General features: G+C 67.6%; 18 protein-coding genes and 1 tRNA gene. 14 read left to right on the top strand and 5 right to left on the bottom strand.

The features are described from left to right. Positions 1-98: 98 nt before the first annotated feature. Complete coding sequence (locus DI526_RS14045; RefSeq protein WP_304279059.1) at positions 99-1,166, bottom strand: LacI family DNA-binding transcriptional regulator; 1,068 nt, start codon at positions 1,164-1,166, stop codon at positions 99-101. Between the two features lie 164 nt (positions 1,167-1,330). Between DI526_RS14045 and DI526_RS14050 the strand changes: the two genes are divergently transcribed. Continuing rightward, a tRNA-Cys gene (locus tag DI526_RS14050) sits at positions 1,331-1,404 on the top strand. 154 nt (positions 1,405-1,558) lie between these two features. Here the strand turns inward: DI526_RS14050 and DI526_RS14055 are convergent. The 3 genes from DI526_RS14055 to DI526_RS14065 form a co-directional block, all read right to left on the bottom strand. Continuing rightward, complete coding sequence (locus tag DI526_RS14055; protein ID WP_304279060.1) at positions 1,559-2,911, bottom strand: glycoside hydrolase family 27 protein; 1,353 nt, start codon at positions 2,909-2,911, stop codon at positions 1,559-1,561. A gap of 40 nt (positions 2,912-2,951) precedes the next feature. Beyond that, on the bottom strand, positions 2,952-3,875 hold the full coding sequence (locus DI526_RS14060) for a family 43 glycosylhydrolase (RefSeq protein WP_304279062.1): 924 nt from the start codon (positions 3,873-3,875) through the stop codon (positions 2,952-2,954). A gap of 126 nt (positions 3,876-4,001) precedes the next feature. Beyond that, positions 4,002-5,654, bottom strand: a complete 1,653-nt coding sequence (locus DI526_RS14065) for an alpha-L-fucosidase (protein WP_304279064.1) — start codon at positions 5,652-5,654, stop codon at positions 4,002-4,004. 168 nt (positions 5,655-5,822) lie between these two features. Here DI526_RS14065 and fucP point away from each other — a divergent pair, with 168 nt between their 5' ends. From fucP to DI526_RS14130, 13 genes are all read left to right on the top strand, one after another. Then, the gene (fucP, locus tag DI526_RS14070; protein ID WP_304279066.1) at positions 5,823-7,127 is read left to right on the top strand and encodes an L-fucose:H+ symporter permease; all 1,305 of its coding nucleotides are present in this window, start codon (positions 5,823-5,825) and stop codon (positions 7,125-7,127) included. Continuing rightward, positions 7,124-8,137: a zinc-binding alcohol dehydrogenase family protein gene (locus DI526_RS14075; protein WP_304279068.1), complete on the top strand. Its 1,014-nt coding sequence runs from the start codon at positions 7,124-7,126 to the stop codon at positions 8,135-8,137. The genes fucP and DI526_RS14075 overlap by 4 nt, the downstream gene beginning before the upstream one ends. Beyond that, on the top strand, positions 8,131-8,964 hold the full coding sequence (locus tag DI526_RS14080; RefSeq protein WP_304279071.1) for an amidohydrolase: 834 nt from the start codon (positions 8,131-8,133) through the stop codon (positions 8,962-8,964). The genes DI526_RS14075 and DI526_RS14080 overlap by 7 nt, the downstream gene beginning before the upstream one ends. Continuing rightward, on the top strand, positions 8,964-9,968 hold the full coding sequence (locus DI526_RS14085) for an aldo/keto reductase (protein ID WP_304279075.1): 1,005 nt from the start codon (positions 8,964-8,966) through the stop codon (positions 9,966-9,968). Before DI526_RS14080 ends, DI526_RS14085 begins: the two co-directional genes overlap by 1 nt. Further along, positions 9,965-10,261, top strand: a complete 297-nt coding sequence (locus tag DI526_RS14090) for a UxaA family hydrolase (protein WP_304279076.1) — start codon at positions 9,965-9,967, stop codon at positions 10,259-10,261. Before DI526_RS14085 ends, DI526_RS14090 begins: the two co-directional genes overlap by 4 nt. Next, positions 10,258-11,463 carry a UxaA family hydrolase gene (locus DI526_RS14095; RefSeq protein WP_304279078.1) on the top strand — a complete coding sequence of 402 codons (1,206 nt, stop codon included), beginning with the start codon at positions 10,258-10,260 and terminating at the stop codon, positions 11,461-11,463. The genes DI526_RS14090 and DI526_RS14095 overlap by 4 nt, the downstream gene beginning before the upstream one ends. A 12-nt stretch (positions 11,464-11,475) precedes the next feature. Continuing rightward, the gene (locus DI526_RS14100) at positions 11,476-12,204 is read left to right on the top strand and encodes an SDR family oxidoreductase (RefSeq protein ID WP_304279079.1); all 729 of its coding nucleotides are present in this window, start codon (positions 11,476-11,478) and stop codon (positions 12,202-12,204) included. Positions 12,205-12,226: 22 nt separating this feature from the next. Continuing rightward, positions 12,227-13,078, top strand: a complete 852-nt coding sequence (locus DI526_RS14105) for a fumarylacetoacetate hydrolase family protein (RefSeq protein ID WP_304279081.1) — start codon at positions 12,227-12,229, stop codon at positions 13,076-13,078. Between the two features lie 4 nt (positions 13,079-13,082). Continuing rightward, the gene (locus tag DI526_RS14110; protein ID WP_304279083.1) at positions 13,083-13,445 is read left to right on the top strand and encodes an L-rhamnose mutarotase; all 363 of its coding nucleotides are present in this window, start codon (positions 13,083-13,085) and stop codon (positions 13,443-13,445) included. A gap of 101 nt (positions 13,446-13,546) precedes the next feature. After that, positions 13,547-14,299, top strand: a complete 753-nt coding sequence (locus tag DI526_RS14115; protein WP_304279086.1) for an IclR family transcriptional regulator — start codon at positions 13,547-13,549, stop codon at positions 14,297-14,299. Between the two features lie 390 nt (positions 14,300-14,689). Then, positions 14,690-17,746: a TonB-dependent receptor gene (locus tag DI526_RS14120; RefSeq protein ID WP_304279088.1), complete on the top strand. Its 3,057-nt coding sequence runs from the start codon at positions 14,690-14,692 to the stop codon at positions 17,744-17,746. A gap of 293 nt (positions 17,747-18,039) precedes the next feature. Beyond that, on the top strand, positions 18,040-20,505 hold the full coding sequence (gene galA / locus DI526_RS14125; RefSeq protein ID WP_304279090.1) for a beta-galactosidase GalA: 2,466 nt from the start codon (positions 18,040-18,042) through the stop codon (positions 20,503-20,505). 21 nt (positions 20,506-20,526) lie between these two features. After that, entirely contained in the window at positions 20,527-22,401 is a 1,875-nt protein-coding gene (locus tag DI526_RS14130) for a glycoside hydrolase family 97 protein (protein ID WP_304279092.1), read from the top strand. Between the two features lie 71 nt (positions 22,402-22,472). On the opposite strand, the gene DI526_RS14135 is transcribed toward DI526_RS14130, so the two are convergent. After that, the gene (locus tag DI526_RS14135; RefSeq protein ID WP_304279098.1) at positions 22,473-24,320 is read right to left on the bottom strand and encodes a beta-galactosidase family protein; all 1,848 of its coding nucleotides are present in this window, start codon (positions 24,318-24,320) and stop codon (positions 22,473-22,475) included. Between the last annotated feature and the right edge of the window lie 271 nt (positions 24,321-24,591).

Genomic DNA, 24,591 nt, shown 5'->3' on the forward strand with positions numbered 1-24,591 from the left:
CTTGGCGCCGTCGTTGGAATGCGGGTATGTGCGGCCAGACTTGAAGCGCGCAGCCGCGCCTCGCGCGGAGGTCGCCGGTCCTGGCGCGGACGGGCCGGCTAGGCCGAGCCCTTCGCCGACGCGGGCGGCGCGGGCGGCGCGGCCGAGTCCCGGCGGATCAGCCGGTAGTCGAGCTTGCGCGCCGCGACCCGGGCGCGGAACCGCTCGTCGCCGAAGGCGCCGATCAGCATCTCGACCGCCGCCTCGGCCATTTCCGCCGTGGGCTGATGAATCGTCGTCAGGCGCGGCCAAGCGGCTTCGGCCGCCGGGCCGTCGTCGAACCCCACGACGGAGAGATCCCGCGGGACCGACAGGCCAACCTTCGCCGCCGCCGCCAGGACGCCGAGCGCCATGTCGTCGTTGCTCGCGAAGATCGCCGTCGGCGGCTCGGGCAGGGCGAGCAGGCTTTCCGCCGCCTCGAAACCCGACAGGCTCAGATAGTCGCCCCGGGCGATCCACTCTGGCCGAGGCTCCACCCCACATGCGCGCAGGGCCTCTTCATAGCCCTCGCGCCGCCGCGCGGCGGAGCCGTGATCCGGCGGACCGTCGATGAAGGCGATGCGACGATGGCCGATCTCCCACAGCCACAGCGTCTGGTCGCGCGCAGCCTGGCGGTCGTCCGTGAACACATAGGGCGAACGCTCGAACTCGCGGTGCGGGGCCATCCGCACATAGGGCAGGCCGGCCGCCTCGACCGCCGCGATGACCTCCGGGTCGTCGCAGGTCGGCGGCGTCAGGACCACGCCGTCGAAGCGGGTGTGACGCAGGACATCGGCGAAGCCCCGCCCGCCATCGGCGTCGGGCGGCGAGACCTGCTCGACGACCAGGTTATATCCGGCGCGCCGGCAGGCTCGCATCGCCCCGACCTGCACCTGGCCGACATAGTGGTAGGCGCCGACCCGCATGAAGATGGCGCCGATCAGATAGCTCCGCCGGCTGGACAGCGACCGGGCCGAGACGTTCGGGCGATAGCCCAACCGATCGACCAGCGCCTGGACCCGCGCGCGCGTCGCCTCGCCGACGCCCTCCTCCCGATTGATCACGCGCGAAACGGTTTTGATCGACACCCCGGCCTCGCGGGCGATGTCGACGATGGTGACGTTATCGCCGGGCGCATCGTGCTGCATGGGAGACACCTAGCGAAATTAGCGGATCGACGCGAGGCTTTGCGGCCGCCCGTGCGCGATACCGCCACCGCCACGCCAGCCGAGCCATTTTCGACGTTGCAGCCCCGCGAACGCTCCTGTATCGAACGCCCTCCCCCGCCGACGTTAGCGCGTCGACTCCGGATGGCCCGGTGGCGGAGTGGTGACGCAGCGGACTGCAAATCCGTGCACGCCGGTTCGATTCCGGCCCGGGCCTCCATTATTTTTCAAGAGGCTTGGCTTCTGGGGGCGTTGCGTGACGGCGTCGCTTTGCTGCGGTGGCGCGGGATCGCGCTCTCACTTCGACGCGCGGCTGACCGCTCCAGCGGGGCAAGTTCCGCCGAAGCGGAGCCGCCCCTCCCAGGGCGGTCGCCCTAGGCGGCGGTCAGCCGATACAGCGCCGCGCCGTGCGGCGGCAGCGCGGCTTCGATGGTCTTGCTGGCCTGGCCGATGTCGCTGCGGCGCCAGAGGTCACGCACCCGCACGCGGGCGGGAAGCCCGAGCAGGGCCAGCGACGCTCCGACGGTTCGCGCCGTCTCGCCGGTGTTGAACAGCGCGACGTAGGCGTCGCCGTTCGTCGCCCGGGCGGTCCAGATTCGGACATTGTCCTCGACGAAGTGCGGGCGGTTGGCGCTGGACGCCTGATTGACCGCGATCACCTCGGGGTTGGTCAGCAGCGCCTTGGTCGGCGCGTCCAGGTGGCGCAGGTCGCCGCCCATGATCAGGGGCGAACGGGCGATGGACCATAGGGTCATCAAGGTGCGCTGTTCGTCGGGCGTGAACTTGGTGTCGCGTTCCCCCAGCGCCAGCCGTCCCAGCGGCAGCATGTCGGCGTCGGGCCAGCCGCCCTGGCCGATGCAGGGGGACCAGTTCTCCAGCCGGGTGAACTGGGCGTCCAGCATCTTCCAGTCGTCCCAGAAGTCGTCGGAGATGCGCCACATCTGCGCGTGGCGACGCGCGTGGTCCCCGCGGACCACCGGCGTCTCGCCCGGCGACATCGACAGGATCATCGGCCTTCCGGTCCGACCGATCGCGCGGTGGATGGCTTCGATCTCGGCCATGTGGGCGTCATACGGTCGGCTGAGATCGTCGACCTTGACGAAGTCGACGCCCCAGGAGGCCAGCAGCGCGAAGACACTGTCGTAATAGGCCTGGGCGCCGGGCTTGCTCATGTCGACGCCGTACATGTCGGGATTCCAGGAGCAGACGCTCTGGCGATCGACGATGTCGGCGATGGCGATGTCGGTTCCCCTGACCTTCAGCCCCCGCTCCACGGCCAGACGGGGGGCGCCGCGCATCAGGTGGACGCCGAACCGCAAGCCCAGAGCGCGGACCTTGTCGGCCAGCGGCCTGAAGCCCCTGCCGTCGGCGGCGGAGGGGAAGCGATTGGGCGCGGGAAGAAGGCGACCGTGAACATCCAGGGTGGGGACCGGCTTGGCGGCGTACTGGTAGCTGCTGGCCGTGGGCTCGTACCACTGGATGTCGACGGTCAGGATGTCATAGCCGGCGGGCAGCAACTCGCGCGCCATGATGCCGGCCTGCTCCAGCGTCTGGGCTTCGGTGATGGTGGTCGCGAAGCTGTTCCAGCTGTTCCAGCCCATCGGCGGCGTCGGCGCCAGCAACCGCGGCTTGGCCGCCTTGGGCTTGGACAAGGCCGCGCCGGGCGCGGCGCTCAGCAGGGCCGCTCCGCCGAGGAGGGTTCGGCGGCTGGTGTTCAAGGATGTCATGCGAACCTCTTTCCCTGCGGCCGGGCTTGCCGCGACGCCCTTATGGTTTGACTTCGTTGATCGCCCCGTCCGGGGCGTAGGTCAGCGGCGCGACGGCGATCGACCGGCGATGGTCGCCCCCGCCGGGCAGCAGGTTGTCGTGGTAGAACAGCCAGCTGCGACCGTCGACATCCAGGATCGCCTGATGGTTGGTCGAGATGGTTCGATAGTCGAGGATCACGCCCTTGTAGGCATAGGGCCCCATCGGTGACTTGGCGACGGCGTAGACGATCTGCCCCGGCCAGCCGGTCGAGAAGCTGAAGTAATAGAGGCCGTTGCGCTTATGCAGGAAGGGCGCCTCGCCGTACTTCTTCTTGGCGTCGTCGGCCGGGAAGCCGGTAATCACCAGGTCCTGGATCGGGCCGGCCAGGCTGATCATGTCGGCCCCCAGCTTGACGATCTTGGGGACGCGCGTCCCGAACACGAGATAGGCTTGGCCGTCGTCGTCGACCAGCACCTGCGGGTCGATCGGCTCGGCGCCGGCGTTGGCGTCGCGCGCCTTGTCGACCAGGGGCGCGCCGAGGGCGTCGACGAAGGGACCTTCAGGGCGCGAGGCCACGGCGACGCCGATCTTGTCGCCGCCGACCGGGGCGTAGAAGTAGTACCGTCCATTGCGGTAGGCGGCTTCCGGCGCCCAGGCCTTGGCGTCGGGACGAGCCCACTTGAAGGCGGTCACCGACAGAAAGGCGCCCTCGTCTTTCCAGCGCTTAAGGTCCTTGGACACATAGAGCCGCCAGGTCGTGGAATCCCAGTAGGTTCCCGAGTTGGAGGCGTCGTCCGTGGCGTACACGTAGTAGCGGCCGTGAAAGACATGCGGCGACGGGTCGGCGCTGAAGCGGGGGGTGATCGGCTCGGCCGCATGGGCCGGGAAGCCCGCCAGCAGGGCGGCCGCCAGGGCGCCGCGAAGAGTGTTTTTCCAGGTCATGTGTCGCAGTCCTTCGGAGAGCCCTCCCGGCCTCGACGTCGCCGCCCAGGCCAGCCAAACAGGCTCCAAGTCAAATCCTGAAAGCGCGGTCGAGCGCTCGCCGATCGTACGCGAAGCCGACGCGCCCTAGAGCGCGCCGTCGATCCGTAGGGCCACGCCGAACGGGTGCAGCGCCGCCTCGGGCACGGTCACGTGCAGGCCGGCGTGATCCTGGCGGAACGGCAGGGGCGTCTTGTCGCCGGCCAGGGTGACCCGACCGACGGCTCGGCGCGCGTGCGGGCCGCCCCGGGCCAGCGAAAGGATGCTGACGCGGCCGCCCTCGGGCCGCCCCAGCGTCGTCGCGTACAGCGTCTTGCCCTTGGTGGTGAAGCGGATGTCCTGGGCGGTGAACGGCTTCTGCTTGCCCTCGCTGAACATTCCGGTGACGACCGAGGTCGGCCCTTCGCCATAGATCACCCACGGCCGCGTGCCGTGGATGGCGTCGGAGAACCGCCCCATCCAGCCGCCGATCTCCTCGACGATCCGCCGCTCCTCGGAATCGATCGTGCCGTCGCCGCGCACCGGCACGCTGAGCAGCAGGTTGCCGTTCTTGGAGACGATGTCGCACAGGCGATGGATCACCTCGGCGGCCGGTCGATAGCGTTTCTTCTCGAAGATCTCGCGGCTGTAGTGCCAGGAACCGAGGCACGTGTCCGTCTGCCAGGGCGTGGGGCTGATCTCGGCGCGCAAGCCGCGTTCGACATCGGGCACCACGCCGGGGACCTTGCGCTCCTCGGGCTTGATGTTGACCACCGCTTCCAGCTTGCCGCCGTGCCAGCGCATCGAGGCGTTGTAGAAGTGGGCCGTGATATCCAGGCCAGCCTGCTCGAGCGGCAGGTCGAAATTGTCGAAATAGACGAGGTCGGGCTTGTAGCTGTCGATCAGGTCCTTGCAGCGCAGGTACCACTGACGGACGAAGGCCGGGTTGTTCAGCGGCGCCTTCTCGTTCCAGACGCGGTCATTGGCCTCGTGCCACTTGTCCGCTTCGGCGATGCTGGTGATCCCGGAAGGCATCGGCATGACGGCGCCGCCGTAGAGTTCCTGCGGGTCCAGGCCTTCCCACCAGGTTCCGAGCCCGTCGGCCTTGAAGCGCTTGAAGGCGTCGTAGCGCTCGCCGCGCCGCGGCCCCTCGGCGTCGTAGCCGTAGGCGGTCTGGAACCAGTGCCAGGCGTGGGCCGAATGGTTCGAGACGCCAAACCGCAGCCCGCGCTTGCGGACCGCCTTTTCCCAGATGCCAATGATGTCCTTCTTCGGCCCGAGGCGGACGCTGTTCCAGTCGTGGAACTTGGAGTCGTAGGCGTCGAAGTTGTCGTGGTGGTTGGCCATGGCCACGAAGTACTTGGCCCCGGCCTTCACATAGAGATCCAGCAGGTCGTCCGGATTCCAGTTCTCGGCCCGCCATTGCGGCAGGATGTCCATGAAGCCGGTGTCGGCCGGGTGGCCATAGGTCTTCAGATGGTGGGCATAAGCGGCGCTGCCCTGCTCGTACATGCCGCGGGCGTACCAGTCGCCGGCCTCCGGCACGCATTGAGGGCCCCAGTGGGCCCAGAGCCCGAACTTGGCGTCGCGGAACCAGTCAGGCGCCTTGTAGCCGCCGTTCAGCGACTCCCAAGTCGGCTTGAACGGGCCGTCGGCGATCCTGTCGAACCCGGGCGGCGCCAGCATCTCGGCCTTGGCGCTGGCGGCCGCCATGGTCGCCGCGGCGGCTCCGCCGAAAAGATCGCGTCTTGAAGGCCCCATAACGCTCCCCGCTCTCTCAACGCACCGGTCATCTGCGCCGACGCCACAATGTCTGAGTAATCAAATATTTCATTGATGCAATCCTTTTTACAGGCGATAACGGTAAGGGAGCGACTGTGATCGCTAGACACGAGAGCGCGAAACGCGTCGGACACCTTGGGAGCGACGATGACCAGAACACGGCAGGACGGGACGTTTTTGACCCAGGCGATAATCATCGCCCTGTTCTTTCTTTGGGGCGTCGCGAACAATCTCAACGACGTGCTGATCCCGCACCTGAAGAAGGCCTTTTTCCTGTCGGACCTGCAGTCGGGCCTGGTGCAGTCGGCCTTCTATCTCGGGTATTTCTTCCTCGCCCTGCCCGCCTCGATCGTCATGCGGCGCTACGGCTACAAGACCGCCGTCCTGGTCGGCCTAAGCCTGTTCGGCCTGGGGGCCCTGATGTTCTATCCCGCCTCGGCGGCGCTTGAATATCCGCTGTTCCTGGCCGCGCTGTTCGTCATCGCCTCAGGCCTGGCGTTCCTGGAGACATCGGCCAACCCGCTGATCACCGTGCTGGGCGATCCGGCGACCTCCGAACGACGCCTGAACTTCGCCCAGGCCTTCAATCCGCTGGGCTCGATCACGGCCGTCTTCCTGGGCGGCCACTTCATTCTGTCCGGCGTGGAGCCGACCAAGGCGCAATTCGACGCCATGAGCGCCGCGCAGCTGGCGGCCTTCCAGGCGCACGAAGCGCGCTCGACCCAGATCCCCTATCTGGTGATCGCCGCCGTCGTCCTGGGCTGGGCGGCTCTGGTGGCCCTGACCCGCTTCCCCGCCGCGGCCACCCGGCCGCCCCCCGAAGACGTCGCCAACGCCCCCTCCGCAGGCGCAGCGATCGCCGCCCTGTTCCGCCGACCGCGCTTCCTGTTCGGCGTGGCGGCGCAGTTCTTCTACGTCGGCGCCCAGGTCGGGGTGTGGAGCTACATGATCCGCTACGCCCAGCACGAGGTCGGCTTGGGGGAGAAGGCGGCCGCGGCCTATCTGACCTGGTCGCTGGTCGGCTTCATGGCCGGACGGTTCGTGGGCACGGCCGCGATGGGCAAGATCAGCCCGACCAAGCTGATGGCGGTGTTCGCGGCGATCAACGCCGTGCTGACCCTGTTCGCGGCCCTGGCCGGCGGCGAGCCGGGCCTACTGGCCCTGGCCGCCACCAGCTTCTTCATGTCGATCATGTTCCCGACCATCTTCGCCACGACGATCAAGGGCCTTGGCCCTCTGACGAAGACCGGCTCGTCCTTCCTGGTCATGGCGATCATCGGCGGCGCGGTCTTCACCGCCCTGATGGGCGCGATCTCCGATCTCAGCGCCATCAACTACGCCATCCTCGTCCCCAGCGCCTGTTTCGCGGTCGTCGCCGCCTACGGGCTGTCGGCGGCGCGGGCGGCGGCGTCGATGGACTCCACCAACGCTCAAGAGGCGCCCCTAGCATGATGAACACACTGGTCTGCACCGCGCCCGGCGAACTGGTCCTGGAGCAACGGCCGCGCCCGGTTCCGGGTGAGGGCGAGGTCCTGGTCCGCGTCCGCCGCGTCGGCGTCTGCGGTACGGACATGCATATCTTCCGCGGCACCCAGCCCTATCTGGCCTATCCGCGCGTGATGGGTCACGAGCTGGCCGGCGAGGTCGTTTCCGCGCCCGAGGGCGCCGATCTCGAGCCCGGCGAAGCCGTCTACATCATGCCGTACATGGCGTGCGGCCACTGCTCGGCCTGCCGCAAAGGCAAGGGCAACTGCTGCCGCAACATCCAGGTGCTGGGCGTCCACGTGGACGGCGGCCTGACCGAATATGTCAGCGTCCCAGCGAAGTTCGTGGGCAAGGCCACGGGCCTGTCGCTGGACGAGGCGGCCATGGTCGAGTTCCTGGCCATCGGCGCTCACGCCGTGCGGCGCGCCCAGATCACGCCGGGGCAAAGCGTGCTCGTCGTCGGCGCCGGCCCCATCGGCATCGCGGCGGCCCTGTTCGCCAAGCTGGCGGGCGGCGTCGTCACCGCGCTGGACGGCCGGCGCGACCGCCTGGACTTCTGCGCCGAACACATCGGAGTCGACCACACGGTCGATCTTGGTCCCGACTCGGCCGAGCGGCTCGGCGCGCTGACCGATGGTGACTTCTTCGACGTGGTCTTCGACGCGACCGGCAATCCCAAGGCCATGGAGACCGGCTTCGCCTATGTCGGTCACGGCGGCGCCTACGTCCTGATCTCGGTCGTCAGCGCCGATATCACCTTCTCGGACCCCGAGTTCCACAAGCGCGAGACGACGCTGCTGGCCAGCCGCAACGCCACGCTGGAAGACTTCGAAATGGTCGTGGAGACGATCCGCGCCGGCAAGGCGCCGACGCGGGCCCTGAACACCCACAGCGGCCAGTTGGCCGATCTGGCGACCGACCTGCCGCACTGGATGTCGCCCGAGGCCGGGGTGATCAAGGCGATCGTCTCGTGCTGATCGACGCCCACCAGCACTTCTGGCGCATAGGCCAGAATGACTGCGTGTGGCCGACGCCCGATCTGGCGGCGATTCACCGCGACTTCGGGCCCGAGGATCTGCGCGCCGCGGCCGGCCCCGACCTGGTCGGCGCGGTGACGGTGCAATCGCAGCCCAGCGACGCCGACACTGACTGGCTGCTGCAGTTAGCCCAGGACGAGCCGCTCGTTCTGGGCGTCGTCGGCTGGGTTGATCTTCTGTCGCCGCGAGCGCCCGAACGCATCGCGGCGCTGGCCGCGCATCCGAAGTTCAAGGGCGTTAGGCCCATGCTGCAGAACCTGCCCGACGACGCCTGGATCGCGCGTCCGGACCTGGCGCCGGCGATCGACGTTCTGGTGGCGCACGACCTGTCGCTGGACGCCCTGGTCTTCACGCGCCATCTGCCCCACCTGCTGAGCTTGGCGACCCGTCGGCCGGACCTGCGGATCGTTATCGACCACGGCGCCAAGCCACCGATCGCCCAAGACGCCTTCGACGACTGGGCGGAGGCGATGTCGCGCCTGGCCGCCCTGCCTCAAGTGCACTGCAAACTCTCAGGGCTGCTGACCGAGGCGCGTCCCGACCAGGCGCCGGAAGCGATCGCCCCCTACGCGGAGAAACTGATCGCGCTGTTCGGGCCGGACCGGTTGATGTGGGGCAGCGACTGGCCGGTGGTCAATCTCGCCGCCAACTACGCCGACTGGCGCGACCAGGCGCGAGGCTTCGCCGACCTTCAGGCCCCGGCGGTCGCCCAGGCGGTGTTCGCTGACGTCGCCCGTCGGTTCTATCGTCTGGATGCAGGACTGTGATGAAACTCCGCCGACCTGACCTGCCGCGGCTCGGCTTCGGCGCCGCGGCCCTGGGCAATCTCTACACGGCCGTTTCGGACGAGACGGCCCGGGCTGCGGCCGACGTCGCCCTGGCCGCCGGCGTCGACTATTTCGACACCGCGCCCCACTACGGCTTCGGCCTCAGCGAGAGCCGCCTGGGCGCCCTGCTCCCCGGCGCCGCACGGATCTCCACGAAGGTGGGACGCCGCCTAGTTCCCATCGAGGCCCCTGCCGACGCCGTGCGGCATGGCTTCGCCGGCGCCGCCCCGTTCGAGCCGGTCTTCGACTACAGCTACGACGGCGTGATGGCGGCGTTCGAGGCCAGCCTCGCCCGCCTGGGTCGCGACCGGGTGGATGTGCTGCTGGCGCACGACCTTGGCCGAATGACCCACGGCGATGCGCACCCCGCCCAGTTGAAGACCTTCCTGGAGGGCGGCTACCGCGCCATGGTCGAACTGCGCGAAGCGGGCCTCGCCGGCGCCATCGGCCTCGGCGTCAACGAGTGGGAGGTTTGCCTGGAGGCCTCCGCCCATGCCGATTTCGATGTCTTCCTGCTCGCAGGCCGCTACACCCTGCTGGAACAGTCCGCGCTGGACAGCTTCCTGCCGCAGTGCGTGGCCAAGGGTGCGTCGGTGATCGTCGGCGGCCCGTTCAACTCGGGGATCCTGGTCGAGGACGCCGGTTCCGGCGCACCGCTGCACTACAACTACGAGCCCGCCCCCCAGGAGATCATCGACCGCGTCGCGCGCCTGCGGGCGGTCTGCCGCGACCATGGCGTCGCCCTGCCTGCGGCGGCCCTGCGCTTCCCGCTCGCCCACCCGGCGGTGATCAGCGTCATCCCTGGATTGGCGTCCGCCGAGCAGGTCAGTCAGGCCCTCGGCTGGCTGGACGCCCCGATCCCCGCGGGGTTCTGGCGTGACCTGCGGCAGGCGGGCCTGCTGCACGACCATGCCCCCGTCCCGGAAGACGAGGTCCCGGCGTGAGCGTCGTCCTGCTGCATCCCGACGACAACATCCTGGTTCTGGCCGCGCCAATCCAGGCCGGCCAGGCCTTGCAGATCGACGGCCAGGCGATCATCGCCGCCAGCGACGTGGCGGTGGGACACAAGATCGCCCGCTGCGCCCTGTCCGTCGGCGAGAAGGTGCTGAAGTACGGCGCGCCGATCGGCTCGATGACGGCCTCGGCGGAGCCAGGCGAGCATGTTCACCTGCACAACATGAAAAGCGACTACATCGCCAGCCATACGCGCCAGGCGACCGGCGAGGGTTCGGCATGAGCATCCAGGGCTATCTGCGCGCTGACGGCCGCAAGGGAATCCGCAATGTCGTCGCTGTGGCCTATCTGGTCGAATGCGCCCACCACGTGGCCCGCACCATCGTCAGCCGTAGCGACGATCCCGACGTCCACCTGATCGGCTTTCCCGGCTGCTATCCGAACGCCTACGCCCTGAAGGTGATGCAGGCGATCGGCACGCACCCCAATGTCGGCGGCGTCCTGCTGGTCTCGCTGGGCTGCGAGAGCTTCAACCGCGAGGCGCTCGCGGCCGCGGTCGCCGCCAGCGGCCGTCCGGTCGAGACCCTGGTCATCCAGGAAAGCGGCGGCACCGCCGAGACCATCCGCAAGGGGATCGAGGCGGTCGAGCGCCTGAAGGCCCGCGCCGCCGCGACGCCTCGTGTCCCAATGGCGGTGTCGGAGCTGGTGATCGGCACGATCTGCGGCGGCTCGGACGGGACCTCCGGCATCACCGCCAATCCGGCCGTGGGGCGCGCCTTCGATCGCTTGGGGGCGGCCGGCGCGGCGTGCGTCTTCGAGGAGACCGGCGAGCTCGTCGGCTGCGAGAAGATCATGGCCAGCCGTGCGATCACGCCCGAACTGGGCTTCGAGCTCGAGGCCAGCGTCCGCAAGGCCGAGGCCTATTACACCGTCATGGGCTACGGCAGCTTCGCCCCAGGCAACGCCGAGGGTGGCCTCACGACCCAGGAAGAGAAGTCGATGGGGGCCTATTCCAAGTCGGGTTCGGCCCCGATCGTCGGCATCCTCAAGCCCGGCGACCAGCCGCCGACCGGCGGCCTTTACCTGCTGGACGTCGTGCCGGACGGCGAGGTCCGCTACGGCTTCCCCAACATCTCGGACAACGCCGAGATCGTCGAGCTGATCGCCTGCGGGGCCCACCTGACGCTGTTCACGACCGGCCGAGGCTCGGTGGTCGGCTCGGCGATCTCGCCGGTGATCAAGGTCTGCGCCAATCCCGAGACCTACCGCAAGCTCGCGGGCGACATGGATGTCGACGCCGGGCGGATCATGGAAGGGCGCGGCACGCTGGACGAGGTGGGCGACGAGATCTTCGACCTGATCCTGGCCGTCGCCGGCGGCGCGCGGACCGTGTCCGAGGCCCTGGGCCACCAGGAATTCATTCTAACCTACAAGGCCTTCGACCCGATCGGTCCGGCCTGCCTGCCGCTGCGGCGTGCGAGCTGAGGAATAGCATATATGGGTAGACTCTCCGGCAAGACCGCCCTGGTGACGGCGGCTGCGCAAGGCATCGGCAAGGCCAGCGCCGAGCTCTTCGCGCGCGAGGGCGCGCAGGTGATCGCGACCGACGTGAACGAGGCTTTGCTGGCGCAGGTGCAGGGTTGCGAGACGCGCCGGCTGGACGTCCTGGATCCGGACGCGATCACGGCGCTGGCCGCCGAGCTCGGCGCGATCGACGTGCTGTTCAACTGCGCCGGCTATGTCCACGCCGGCACGATCCTGGACTGCGACGAGAAGGCCTGGGCCCTGTCCAACGACCTGAACGTGACGGCCCAGTACCGCGCCATCCGCGCCTTCCTGCCGGCCATGCTGGCGGCGGGCGGCGGCTCGATCGTCAACATGGCCTCGGTGGCCAGCTCGATCAAAGGCGTCCCTAACCGATTCGCCTACGGCGCCACCAAGGCCGCCGTCATCGGCCTGACCAAGTCGGTGGCCGCCGACTTCGTGGGCCAGGGCATCCGCTGCAACGCCATCTGCCCCGGCACCGTCGACACGCCCTCGCTGAACCAGCGCCTGGCCGACACCGGCGACTACGAGGCGGCGCAAAAGGCGTTCACCGCCCGCCAGCCGATGGGGCGCCTGGGCAAGCCCGAGGAACTCGCCATGCTGGCGCTCTATCTCGCCAGCGACGAATCCGCCTTCACCACCGGCCAGATCCACATCATCGACGGCGGCTGGATCAACTGATCGCCGCCAGGAGACCTGAACGATGAAACTTCTCCGTTACGGCCCCGCGGGCCAGGAACGTCCCGGCCTGCTGGATGGCCAGGGCCAGGTGCGCGATCTCTCCGGCGTCGTCCCAGACATCGACGGCGGCGTCCTGTCCCCCGATAGCCTCGCCAAGCTGGCGGCGCTGGACGCCTCCAGCCTGCCGCTGGTCAGCGCGCCGGGCCGCCTGGGCCCCTGCGTGGGCCGCATCGGCAAGTTCATCTGCATCGGCCTGAACTACGCCGACCACGCCGCCGAAAGCGGCCTGCCGGTCCCGACCGAGCCGGTGATCTTCACCAAGGCGACCAGCGCCATCTGTGGTCCCGACGACGACGTCATCCAGCCCATCGGCTCCACCAAGCTGGACTGGGAGGTCGAGCTGGGCGTCGTGATCGGCACGGAGGCGCGCTACGTCTCCGAAGAGCGGGCGCTGGAGCATGTCGCCGGCTATTGCGTGATCAACGACGTGTCGGAGCGCGCCTTCCAGATCGACGGCACCGGCACCTGGGACAAGGGCAAGGGCTGCGACACTTTCGGCCCGACCGGGCCCTGGCTGGTCACCAAGGACGAGGCCGGCGACGTTGAAAACCTCGGCATGTGGCTGAAGGTCAACGGCGAGCTCTTCCAGAACGGCTCGACCAAGACGATGGTCTTCAAGCCGGCCTTCCTGGTCTCCTACGTCTCGCGCTTCATGAGCCTGCAGCCCGGCGACATCATCTCGACCGGCACGCCGCCCGGCGTGGGCATGGGGCAGAAGCCGCCGCGCTACCTCGTCCCCGGGGACGTGATGGAGCTGGGCATCGAAGGCCTGGGCGCCCAGCGCCAGACGGTCGTCGTCGAGACGCGGGTCTGACGCCATGCGCCACTGTCTCGCCCTCGACCTCGTCGACGACGCCGACGTCATCGCTCGCTACGAGGCCTGGCACGCGCCGGGCGCCGTGCCGGCGGCCGTGACGCGGTCCATCCGCGACGCCGACATCCTCGACATGGAGATCTGGCGCGTCCACGACCGCCTGTTCATGATCATGGAGACCGGCCCAGGCTTCTCCCCCGAAGCCAAGGCGGCCGCCGACATGGCCAGCGAGGATGTCCAAGCCTGGGAGCGCCTGATGTGGGACTTTCAGCGCCCCCTGCCCAAGGCCGCGCCGGGCGAGAAGTGGGTGGCCATGCGGCGGATCTACGCCCTGAGCGAGCAGCCGCATGAGGCGCCCGCGACCTGATCTAGAACAGGGCGCGGTCATCGCGTCCAAATCGCTTGAGCGCTTGCGGGACGCGAGACGTCGACGCTACAGCGGTAACGCCAACGCACGGGAACCTGGGCTTGACCGAACGTAAGTACACGGCCCCGGCCCTCGAGAAGGGCCTCGATATCCTGGACCTGCTCGCGCAGCACGGGCAGGCCATGACCCTGTCGCAGATCTCGGTGGCCCTGGGCCGCTCGGTCGGCGAGCTCTTCCGCATGATCCATGTGCTGGAGTTCAAGGGCTTCATCGAGGCGACGCCCTCGGGCGACGGCTATCAGCTGACCAACCGGCTGTTCACCCTGGGCATGGCGCGCGCGCCGGTGAAGAACCTGCTGGAGGCCGCCCTGCCGCCGATGCGCGACCTGGCCGCTGATGTCGAGCAGTCCTGCCACCTGGCCATCGCCTCGCGCGATGAGATCGTGGTCGTGGCCCGTATCGAGAACCCGGGCTATTTCGGCTACTCGGTGCGCACGGGCCACCGCCGTCCGATCGTCGAGGCCTCCTCCGGCATGGTGCTCTACGCCTTCCAGCCGGAAGCCATCCAGACGCGGTGGCACGGCGAGATCTTCTCGGGCGTCGATGAGGCCGCGCGCACGCGGTTTCTGGCCGACGCCGCGCAGGTGGCAAAGCAGGGCTACTGGCGCGCCGAGAGCGACCTGACGCCGGGCGTCGTGGACATCTCCGCGCCCGTCATCGTCGACGGCGCGGCGGTGGCCGCCCTGACCATGCCCTACATGGCGCGCAAGGGCGCCCGACCGGTCGACGCGGCGATAGAGCACCTGAGAGCGACCGCGCGGCTGATTTCCAGCGAGATCCTGGGCGTGAGCTAGAAGCCGCCCTTAATAACGAGGCGTCCGCTCGGTCAGCGCTGCCGCGCGACCGCACGCCGGACGATCCGAACACGTCCTATCCCAGCCCTGAGTCGGGAGCGGCGAAACCGCCTCCGTGAAAATCTATTTGGCCTGACCAGATCGGGGTAAGATGTCTGCCGTCTGCAACCCAGAATAATGATTCCGCCGACCATCGGCTGGAATGTCACGGATTTTTCTCATTTCTTTCAAATGGTTGCACGAAAGTTCGTCCGAGGGGCGCAAAGTTTCATTTAAAAAAAGATATTTATATGAGAAATTATCCCCAGCTGGCCGCAGTGGGGAACATAAGCGGTCAGGCCAATACGAGCCGCCATGGACGGGCGAGCCTTGGAGATGGAGGGAGTAATTATGAGTCTCACGAACCACCGGTCGCGCGCGCTTCGCATGGCGCTTCTATCGGCCACAATCATCGGACTGCCGGCCGCAGCGGTGGCTCGCCAAGCGGACGCCTCGGCCACCGCGCAGAGCGACACCCTGGAAGCCGTCGTCGTGACGGGCTTCAAGCAAAGCTACGCCAACGCGATCAGCTCGAAGAAGAAGGCCATCGAAATCACCGACGGCATCTCGTCGGACGGTCTTGGCCGCTTTCCGGACCTGAACGTCGGTGAAGCGCTGCAGCGCGTTCCGGGCGTGCAGATCAACCGCGAGGCCGAAGGTCGCGACGCCACGATCAACCTGCGCGGCATGCCCGGCGAATATTCGAAGACCACGCTCAACGGCCAATCCTTCTCAGGTCCGGCCCTGCTGCGCGACAACCAGGGCTCGCCGCTGGGCGCGTTCAACTCGGACATCTTCTCGGCTTTCGTGATCCAGAAGTCGCCGATGGCCAACACCGTTTCGGGCGGCCTGTCGGGCAACGTGGACATGCAGATCGCCCCGGCGCTGTCGCGCAAGGACGGCGGCTTCATGAAGGCGGCCTACGAGCACAACACCCTGGGCGACCTGGGCGCTCCGGCCGCGACGGTCGGCTACAACAAGCACCTGACCGACACCCTCGCGGTTTTCGGCACCGTCGCCTACAAGAAGGAAAACTTCCGCCGCGACACGCTGCGCCTGAACAACTACGACTACCTGACGGCGGCCTCGACGGGCCTATCGCCGACGCAGTTCAACGCGACGTACGGCCAGTACTTTTCGGCCACGCCCTGCGCCAACAACGCCACCTCGTACTGCCGCTCGCTGTCGCAGGCGCTGGGCCTCTCGGCCTCCGAGGCCGCGCCCTTCGTCACCAGCAACACGGGCTCCAAGAGCACCAACGGCGTCTGGACCAACAGCGCCATCCGTCAGTACACCCGCATGAACGTGGGCAAGGTCTGGTCGGGCACGGCCGGCGTCGAGTGGAAGCCGAACGACAACACCAAGATCGGCCTGATCGGCTTCCTCACCGATCGCAACCTGCCCGACACCGTCCAGTACTTCATGACCAGCTACTTCTCGCCGTCCAAGACGCCGGGCGCTGGCACCGTGATCACCCCGAAGGGCTCGCCGATCCAGACGAACGACGGCCGGTACCTGTACGAGAGCTACGACTTCAACAACCTGACGGTCCTGACCTCGAACCGCCTGTACTCGCAGCACCAGAAGTCGAAGGGCGTCATTGGCAACATCGACTGGAACAATGAGAATTGGCGCCTGGCCGCGGCTCTCAGCCTGTCGTCCGGTTCCAACGCGTCGGTCGAGACCTCGGTCGACTTCGTCAACTACACCCGTCCCGGCGGCGGCGTCTCGGGCTCGCTGTCGACGGGCCTGGGCAACATGGACGGCTTCTCCTACGTGACCCGTCCGAACCCGCAGAACTCGATCGATGCGGGCGCGAACTGGACCTGGGGCGGCGTCGACGACCCGGTCTCCTGGTACAACAACGGCACCTCGGCCAACAGCACCAACCGCATGGCGCTGGAAGGCTCGGAGAGCTTCGCCAAGAACGACCTGAACAGCGTCGGCCTCGACGCCGAGCGCTTCATCACCCTGGGCCCGATCAAGAGCATCCAGGCGGGCGTGCGGCTGGAACGCGAGAAGTACGTCTCGACCGGCTACCGCTCGTACGCCTACGGCATCCAGACGTCGAAGATGACGTCCGACATGCTGGAGACCTCGCCGTTCCTGAAGGACTTCATGGGCGGGACCGCCGGCAACTACAACCAGAATTGGCAGACCCTGAAGGTCCGCGAGTTCCTCGACGCGGTGCGTCCGGTGACGGTCTATCCGGGCGGCGGCCTGTCCTCGATGGGCCTCAACATCCAGTACGCGGATGGCGCCTACTACGACAAGAACTTCACCAACGAGAACGATATCAATCAGTTCTACGTCCAGGCGAAGTATGAGACCGAGATCTTCGGCCACGGCGTCCGCGGTAACTTCGGTGGCCGCTACGAGGACACGAAGAACACGATCACGGTGCTCGACCGCAAGGTCGCGCCGACCAACGGGATCGGTTCGCCGAACGACTTCCAGACCGACCAGTACAAGAACAAGTACCACTACTTCCTGCCGTCGGCGATCTTCGCCGCCGACGTCCTGGATGACCTGGTCCTGCGCGGCGCCTACTACAAGACCTACGTCCGCCCGCACCCGCGTCAGTACTCGCCGGCGACCAAGGTGGATCCGCTGCAAAGCCTGAACAAGACGCTCAGCGTCGGTTCGCTGAGCGTGTACGACACCTGGGTCTCGATCGGTAACAACAACCTCAAGCCGTACATGGCCGAGTCGTTCGACCTGTCGCTGGAGTGGTACAACCGCCCCAACGGCCTGGTCTCGCTGGCCTACTTCCACAAGGACATCACGGGCCGGATCACCTCGACCTCGGATCCGTCGATCCTTTGCCCGGCTGACGGCTCGACCTGGGGCTTCGGCGCCCTGTCCTGGGACGGCACCTACTGCACGGCCACGGCGCTCAGCACCGCGACCAAGCAAGTCCACGTCAACGCCAGCGCGAGCTATAACCTCGACGCGAAGACGACGGTCGACGGCGTCGAGTTCAACATCCAGCAGAACCTCGACTTCCTGCCGGGCTTCTGGAAGAACTTCGGCGGCGCCTTCAACTACGCCTATACGAAGTCGAAGAGCCCCGCGATCGCGCCGTTCCCCGGCATTTCGAAGAACAACGTCAACCTGATCGGCTACTACGAAACGCCCAAGTACGGCGTTCGCATGGTCTACAACTGGCGTTCGGACTACCCGCTGAACGCCAATGGCACCTACACCGGCGGCGCCCGCTCGGTGAAGTCGCGCGGTCAGCTGGACATGTCGGCGTCCTACAACGTCAACGACGCCCTCAGCCTCTCGCTGGACGTCTACAACCTGACGGACGCCGTGCGCTTCGAGTACGAGAACGATCGTCGGGTCGCCCGCTGGGTCGACTACGACGGCCGCACCATCACCCTGACGGCGCGCGCCACGTTCTAATGATCGCGACCGAGGGGCCGTTCCGCCGAAGGGAACCGGCCCCTCACCGTCGGGCGCCGCGCGCGAGCCTGTCTTGCCCGAGCGCCCAACGGACCCCAGCCACAACGAGATCTGGCGGCAGGCCAACGCCCCGGCCGAGCAACCGGATCGGCGCCATCAAGACCGATGTCGCTGAAAACCATGCGCCGCGACTGCAAGCGCGGCGCTCGTTCTCCTCCCCCCTCGCCCGCCGCGCTTGCCCCCCGTTGGCGCGGCGGGCTTCTCTTTGCCGTAGCCACAGCTAGGGGACGCCCTTGTCTATCGACCGTCGCACCCTGATCCACGCCCTGCCTCTCGCCGGCGTCGCCGCCACCGCCCTGCCCCCCGTCGGCGCAGCGGCCGCATCGACGCCCTTGTCGCCCCGGCGGCGCATCCGTCTGGACGAGGGCTGGCGCTTCGCCTTCGGGCACGCCGCGGATCCTGATCGCGACTTCGGCTTCGGCGACTTCCAGCGCACCTTCGCCAAGCAGGGCCGCGCCGTCGGCGCCATCGCCGCCTCCGACTACGACGACAGCCGCTGGCGCGCAGTGACGCTGCCGCACGACTGGGCCGTCGAACTGCCGTTCGCCAACAACATCCGCTTCAACCGCAACCCCGCCGACAAGGACGACGAGGATCTGGCGGCGGCGCACGGCTACAAGCCGATCGGCCGAAACTTCCCCGAGACTTCGGTCGGCTGGTACCGCCTGACCTTGCCCACGCAGCCCTCTGACGCTCAGGGCCGGGTGTCGTTGGAGTTCGATGGCGCGTTCCGCGATGCGACCGTCATCGTCAACGGCTACATCGTCACCCAGCACCACAGCGGCTACGCCTCGTTCGGCGTCGACATCACCGATTTTCTGAACACCGACGGCCAGCCCGACGTGCTGCTCGTCCGCCTCGACGCCAGCCTGGGCGAAGGCTGGTTCTATGAGGGCGCGGGCCTCTACCGCCACGTCTGGCTGGTGAAGACCGCCCCGGTCTTCGTACCGCAGTGGGGCGTGTTCGTCCGCGCCACGCGCGACGGCCGGGTCGAGGCCGATATCGAGCTCGCCAATCGCCGCGATGCGCCGGCCTCGCTCACGATCGAGGCGCGCGTGCTCGACGCAGGCGTAGTGGTCGCCTCCGCCCAGTCCAGCCAAGCGCTGGCCGCCTGGGGCGACACGACGGCGACGCTGACCTGCAAGGTCGCATCGCCGCGCCTATGGTCGACGGATACGCCCAATCTCTACGTCCTGCGCGTGATCGTTCGCGAGGGAGACACCGTTCTGGACGTCTACGACGTCAGCTTTGGGTTCCGGGAGTTCCGGTTCGACGCGCGCGAAGGCTTCTTCCTCAATGACCGCCCGCTGAAGCTGAAGGGCGTCAACAATCACCAGGATCACGCCGGCGTCGGCGCGGCCATTCCCGACGCTTTACAGATCTGGCGCCTGAAGCAGCTGAAGGCCCTCGGCGCGAACGCCTACCGCGCGTCGCACAACCCGCCGACGCCCGAGCTGCTCGACGCCTGCGACGCCCTGGGCCTGCTGGTGATCGACGAGACGCGGCAGATGAGCTCGGCCCCCGAGCCCCTGGACGAGTTGCGCCGCCTGATCCGCCGCGACCGCAACCACCCCAGCGTGATGCTCTGGTCGATCGGCAACGAAGAGCCCCAGCAGGGCACGGCGCGCGGCGGCAAGATCGCCAAGGCCATGGCGCGAGAAATCCGCCGCCTGGACCCCACCCGCAAGATCACCGCCGCGATGAACAAGGGCTATGGCGAGGGGATCACCGACGCCCTCGACGTCATGGGGTTCAACTACCACGAAGAGCTGATCGAGCCCTTCCGGCTGAAGTATCCGAACATGCCGATCATCGGCACCGAGACCGCCAGCGCGGTGTCCACCCGGGGCGAATACGCCCGCGACGACAAGCGCTCGGTCGTGTCGTCCTACGATGTGGATGCGCCCTATTGGGGCAAGACCGCCCAGGCCTGGTGGAAGCTCTACAACGCCAAGCCCTATCTGCTGGGCGGCTTCGTCTGGACCGGCTTCGACTATCGCGGCGAGCCGACCCCGTTCAACTGGTGGCCGTCGGTCTCGTCGAACTTCGGGATCTTCGATCTCTGCGGCCTGCCCAAGGACATCTTCTATTACTATCAGGCCTGGTGGCGGGACGACCTGCCCGTGCTGCATCTGCTGCCGCACTGGAACTGGGAAGGCCAGGAGGGCCAGACCGTCGAGGTCTGGGCCTACAGCAACCTCGACGCGGTCGAGCTGTTCCTGAATGGCAAGTCCCTGGGGCGGCAGACCCCGCCGAAGGACGGCCACGTCCAGTGGTCGGTTCCCTACGCGCCTGGTCGCCTCGTCGCCTACGGTTTCAAGGGCGGCAAGGTCGTCCTGAAATCCGAGCGGGTGACGGCCGGCGCGCCGGCCAGCATCCTGATCGAGACCGATCGGACGCGCTTGTCGGCCGACGGCCAGGACGTCGCCGTCGTCAATATATCGGTTCTGGACAAGGCGGGCGTCATCGTCCCCAAGGCCGCCGTCCGTGTGGACTTCGACCTGATCGGCGCGGGCCGACTGATCGGCGTCGGCAACGGCGATCCGAACTCCCACGAGGCCGACAAGGCCTCCTTCCGGACGACCTACAACGGCCGGGCCCAGGCCTTGGTCCAGACGCGCAAGACGCCGGGCGACATCCGCCTGACCGCACGCGCCGAAGGCCTGACCAGCGCCGCCGCTCTGTTCTCGAGCCGCTGACCCAGGAAGGAAAGCCACAGCATGTCCTTATCGATCACCCTGCTTGCGGCCGCGCAGATCGTCACGGTCTCGCCCGACAAGAGCCTTTCGATCTCCATCGCGGACGACGGCCACGCCTTCTCGGTCTCACGCGATGCCGAACCCTTGGTCGTGGATTCGCCGCTCGGGCTGGACCTTTCGGAAGGCGGCCTGGACGGTCTTGAGCTGAAGGCGGTCGAGCGCAAGGCCATCAGCCGCAGCTTGCCGCTGGTCGCCACCAAGGCCGCGCGCGCCCCCGACGTCTACAACGCCACCACCCTGACCTTCCGGGCGAAGGGCGACAGCGCTCGGATGCTGAAGATCGAGGTGCGGGCCTACGATAACGGCGTGGCGTTCCGCTATGTCCTGCCGGATGCAGGCCCAATCAAGCTGCGCGGAGAACGTACGGCCTTCAGGTTCGACGGCGATCTGTCGTGCCTGACCAGCGAATACAAGGCCTCGCACGAGAACGACTGGAAGGTCGTCCGTCTCGCCGCGATGGATGTTCGCAAGGCCTATGACCTCCCCGCCGTCTGTACGTCCAAGAGCGGCCGCACGACCCTGGCCATCGCCCAGTCGGACCTTGGCGGCTATACGAGCTCGGCCCTGGCCTCCACCGGCAAGGGCTTCCAGGTGCGGCTGTCGCCCCGCCTGGACGACCCAAGCTTGGCGGTGACGTCGGACCGTGGCCTGACCACGGCCTGGCGGATCGTCATGGTCGGCGATCGGGCCGGCGACCTGATCCCCTCGCCCCTGATTGGCAATCTCGCGCCCCAGCCCGTCGGTGACTATGCCTGGGTCAAACCCGGCAAGGCCGCCTGGGACTGGTGGTCGGGGCCGACCGATGGCGAGAAGCCCACCATGGAGCGCTTCAAGCGCTTCATCGACTTCGCCGCCGAGAACAATTTCCCCTACTTCCTGATCGACGCCGGCTGGGCCTTGAACGCCACGGGCTGCTGCGACGCGGATCCGAAGACGGACATCACCCGCGCTGATCCCGCCATCGACATGCCAGCCCTGGTCGCCTACGCCAAGGACAAGGGCGTTGGCCTGATGCTCTGGGTCCACTGGAAGCATATCGAGTCCCGGATGGACGCCGTGCTCCAGCGCTACGCCGATTGGGGGATCAAGGGCATCAAGGTCGACTTCATGGAGCGCGACGACCAGGAGATGGTCGCCTTCTACGAGCGTCTGGCCAAGGCGACGGCGGCGCGCCACCTGCTGCTCGACATGCACGGCGCCTTCCCACCGGCGGGCCTGTCGCGGACCTATCCGAACTACATCACCCAGGAAGGCGTGCTGGGCGCCGAGTACGACAAGTTCCAGACCAAGCGCATCACCGCCGGCCACAACGTCCACCTGGCCTATACGCGCATGCTGCTGGGTCCGATGGACTACACGCCGGGCGGCTTCCGCAACGGCGTGCCGGAGGGCTACGCGCCGACGGAGGTGATGCCCCGCACCCAGACCCGGCGCGGCCAGGCCCTGGCGATGTACGTCGTCTATGACAGCCCGCTGCAGATGGTCTCGGACGATCCCTCGGCCTACCAGAACGCGCCTGGCTTCGAGTTCCTGCGCGAGGTTCCAACCGCCTGGGACGAGACGCGGTTCGTCGGCGGAACGCCCGACAGCTATGTCGCCCTGGCCCGACGCGCGGGTTCGACCTGGTACGTCGGCGTCATGAACAACGAAAGCGGGCGCTCGGTTGACCTGCCGCTGGGCTTTCTTCCGAAAGGCAAGTTCACGGCGCGAATCTGGTCCGACGGCGCCACGCCCACCGACATCGTGACCTCCAGCCGCGCCGTCGATCCCGCTACGGTTCTGAAGATGGACCTGAAGGGATCGGGCGGCGGCGTTATCGTCCTCCAGCCGCGATAGCCGCACGGCGACCGGCGGAAGCCCTGATCGGGCTTCCGCCATTCCCGCGCCCTTGAGAGAGGCTGGCGGGGCTACTGCGCCTCGCGCTTGTTCGTCACCTTGCCGAAGATCGGCGCCGTGGTCGTCTTCAGGCGCTCCTTGCCGTCACCCGTGAGGTCGAAGAACACGACCCGGTTGGCGCCGGGGCGCATCCAGGGCGCCGGCGTGTAGAGGGTGTGGACGGGCCCGATCGACCAGTAACGGCCCAGATTGTGGCCGTTGAGCCAGAGCTGGCCCTTATGGGCGCCACGCATGTCGAGATAGGTGTCGGCCGGCTTGTCGACCTTCATCTCCACCTCATAGAAGCAGGGACCGACGCAGGGCCCGGCCGACAGGCGCAGCTTGGACAGATCGTTCATCGGCAGCCGATACATGCGCCAATCGTTCAGCGGCGCCCCGTCGAAGGTGACCTCGCCGGTCAGGCCCGCCTGTTCCGTGCGGATGGCGCGCGAATAGTTCACGCGCCCGGTGTTCTCGACCAGGATATCCAGCGTCGACGCCTTGGCGCGATCCGGCAGGGTCACGGTCTCCTGGTCCAGACGCCGGTCCAGCGTGCCGACCAGCTTCTGGTCGAGATAGACCTGGGCGTAGCTGTGCACGCCCTTCAGCACCAAGGTCCCGCCCTTACCCGGCCGGAGCGGGACGCGATAGAGCACGTAGCCGAAGTTCTGATCGAGCTCCTCGAACGTCAGCGGCCGGTCCGAGCGCACGGGCTCGGGGAGGTTGCGCCACAGCGAGGCGCTGCGCTTGACGGTCGAGACGGGGAAGGTCTTGGCGACAGTCGGCTTGGGCGTCGGCGCCGCCGGCTTGCCGGTTACTTCGGAGATCACCGACGCCAGCAGCCCGTACTTGTAGCGCGGGTTGCCCGCCTCATCGAGCGGGGCGTTGTAGTCGTAGCTGGTCGTGTCCGGATGGTAGTCCGTGCCCTTGTGCGAGTCCGCGCCGTTCATCCAGCCGAACGTCGTGCCGCCGTGGAACATGTACAACGACACCGAGTAGCCGCGCTGCAGCATGAAGCGCAGCTCCTCGGCTTCTTTTTGGCCGTCGGTCTCGTGGTGGTCCTCGCCCCACTTGTCGAACCATCCCGCCCAGTATTCGCCGACCATTCGCAAGCCGTCTGGCCGGAACGCCTCCAGCTTGGCGACCGACTCCTTGGCGCCGCCGGACCCGAAGTTCACGACGGACGGCACATGCGGCAGCGAGCCCTTGGCGAGGTCGGAGGCCTGGTTGGACGTAAACAGCACGCCGTCGGCCAGGCCGGCCCGGCGGTACGTGGCCTCGAGGCCCTCCAGATAGGCCTTGTCGTCGCCGAAGGCGCCATACTCGTTCTCGAGCTGCACCGCGACGATCGGGCCGCCGTTCTTCAGCAACAGAGGCTTCACCTCCTGGCCGAGACGGTTGATCCACCGTTCCACGGCGGCGGTGTATTTGGGCTCGGTCGAGCGCAGGAGCGTGGTCCGGTCCTTCAGCAGCCAGGACGGATAGCCGCCGAGCTCCCATTCGGCGCACACATAGGGGCCGGGGCGCAGGATGACGTCCAGGCCCTCGGCCTGGGCGGCGCGGATGAAGGCGGCCAGATCGTTCTGGCCGGTGAAGTCGTAGACTCCCGGCCTCGGCTCGTGCGCGTTCCAGAAGGCGTAGGTCGTGATGGTGTTCAGGCCCATCGCCTTGGCCTTGTGCAGGCGATCACGCCAATAGGCGCGCGGGATGCGCACATAGTGCATCTCGGCCGAGATGACCTGGTGGGGCTTTCCATCCTTCAGGAAGCCAGCGCCGCTGACCTCGAAACTGTGCGCGGGAGGCGCGGCGTGGGCCGGCAGGGGCGCCAGCGCCGACGTCGAGAGCGCCGCACACAGCATCCATCCAACGAGCGGCTTCATATCTTCTCCTTTGCGCATCTTACCAATTCGGGACGAGGCTGAGAGCCCGACGCAGCGGCGGCTCGCCGTTCGCTCTGGGGACTCATCGAAGCCAATCTGTCCCTCCCCAGAGGCTCTTGCGGCCCACGGCGTCGCGCCTTGCCAAGCGCCGCCGGCAATTTCTCATATAAATAGTATTTCGCTAGCAAAATCGTCGAGAGGGCGGGCGGTTACTCTCGCCGTGCGCGCTGTGGGTTAGAGGCGCTGTTGGATGGCCCTCCGGAGGATCTCG

This window comes from Caulobacter segnis (assembly GCF_003243465.1).
In the GTDB taxonomy this organism is placed as follows: Bacteria; Pseudomonadota; Alphaproteobacteria; order Caulobacterales; family Caulobacteraceae; genus Caulobacter; species Caulobacter segnis_A.

What these genes read in the sequence shown, in the direction of transcription:
- DI526_RS14110 (WP_304279083.1), top strand. Translation starts at nt 13,083, where the DNA reads ATGCGCCACTGTCTCGCCCTCGACCTCGTCGACGACGCCGACGTCATC.
- DI526_RS14105 (WP_304279081.1), top strand. Translation starts at nt 12,227, where the DNA reads ATGAAACTTCTCCGTTACGGCCCCGCGGGCCAGGAACGTCCCGGCCTG.
- DI526_RS14130 (WP_304279092.1), top strand. Translation starts at nt 20,527, where the DNA reads ATGTCCTTATCGATCACCCTGCTTGCGGCCGCGCAGATCGTCACGGTC.
- DI526_RS14060 (WP_304279062.1), bottom strand. Translation starts at nt 3,875, where the DNA reads ATGACCTGGAAAAACACTCTTCGCGGCGCCCTGGCGGCCGCCCTGCTG.
- DI526_RS14135 (WP_304279098.1), bottom strand. Translation starts at nt 24,320, where the DNA reads ATGAAGCCGCTCGTTGGATGGATGCTGTGTGCGGCGCTCTCGACGTCG.
- fucP (WP_304279066.1), top strand. Translation starts at nt 5,823, where the DNA reads ATGACCAGAACACGGCAGGACGGGACGTTTTTGACCCAGGCGATAATC.
- DI526_RS14065 (WP_304279064.1), bottom strand. Translation starts at nt 5,654, where the DNA reads ATGGGGCCTTCAAGACGCGATCTTTTCGGCGGAGCCGCCGCGGCGACC.
- DI526_RS14045 (WP_304279059.1), bottom strand. Translation starts at nt 1,166, where the DNA reads ATGCAGCACGATGCGCCCGGCGATAACGTCACCATCGTCGACATCGCC.
- DI526_RS14100 (WP_304279079.1), top strand. Translation starts at nt 11,476, where the DNA reads ATGGGTAGACTCTCCGGCAAGACCGCCCTGGTGACGGCGGCTGCGCAA.
- DI526_RS14085 (WP_304279075.1), top strand. Translation starts at nt 8,964, where the DNA reads ATGAAACTCCGCCGACCTGACCTGCCGCGGCTCGGCTTCGGCGCCGCG.
- DI526_RS14075 (WP_304279068.1), top strand. Translation starts at nt 7,124, where the DNA reads ATGATGAACACACTGGTCTGCACCGCGCCCGGCGAACTGGTCCTGGAG.
- DI526_RS14095 (WP_304279078.1), top strand. Translation starts at nt 10,258, where the DNA reads ATGAGCATCCAGGGCTATCTGCGCGCTGACGGCCGCAAGGGAATCCGC.
- DI526_RS14055 (WP_304279060.1), bottom strand. Translation starts at nt 2,911, where the DNA reads ATGACATCCTTGAACACCAGCCGCCGAACCCTCCTCGGCGGAGCGGCC.
- DI526_RS14120 (WP_304279088.1), top strand. Translation starts at nt 14,690, where the DNA reads ATGAGTCTCACGAACCACCGGTCGCGCGCGCTTCGCATGGCGCTTCTA.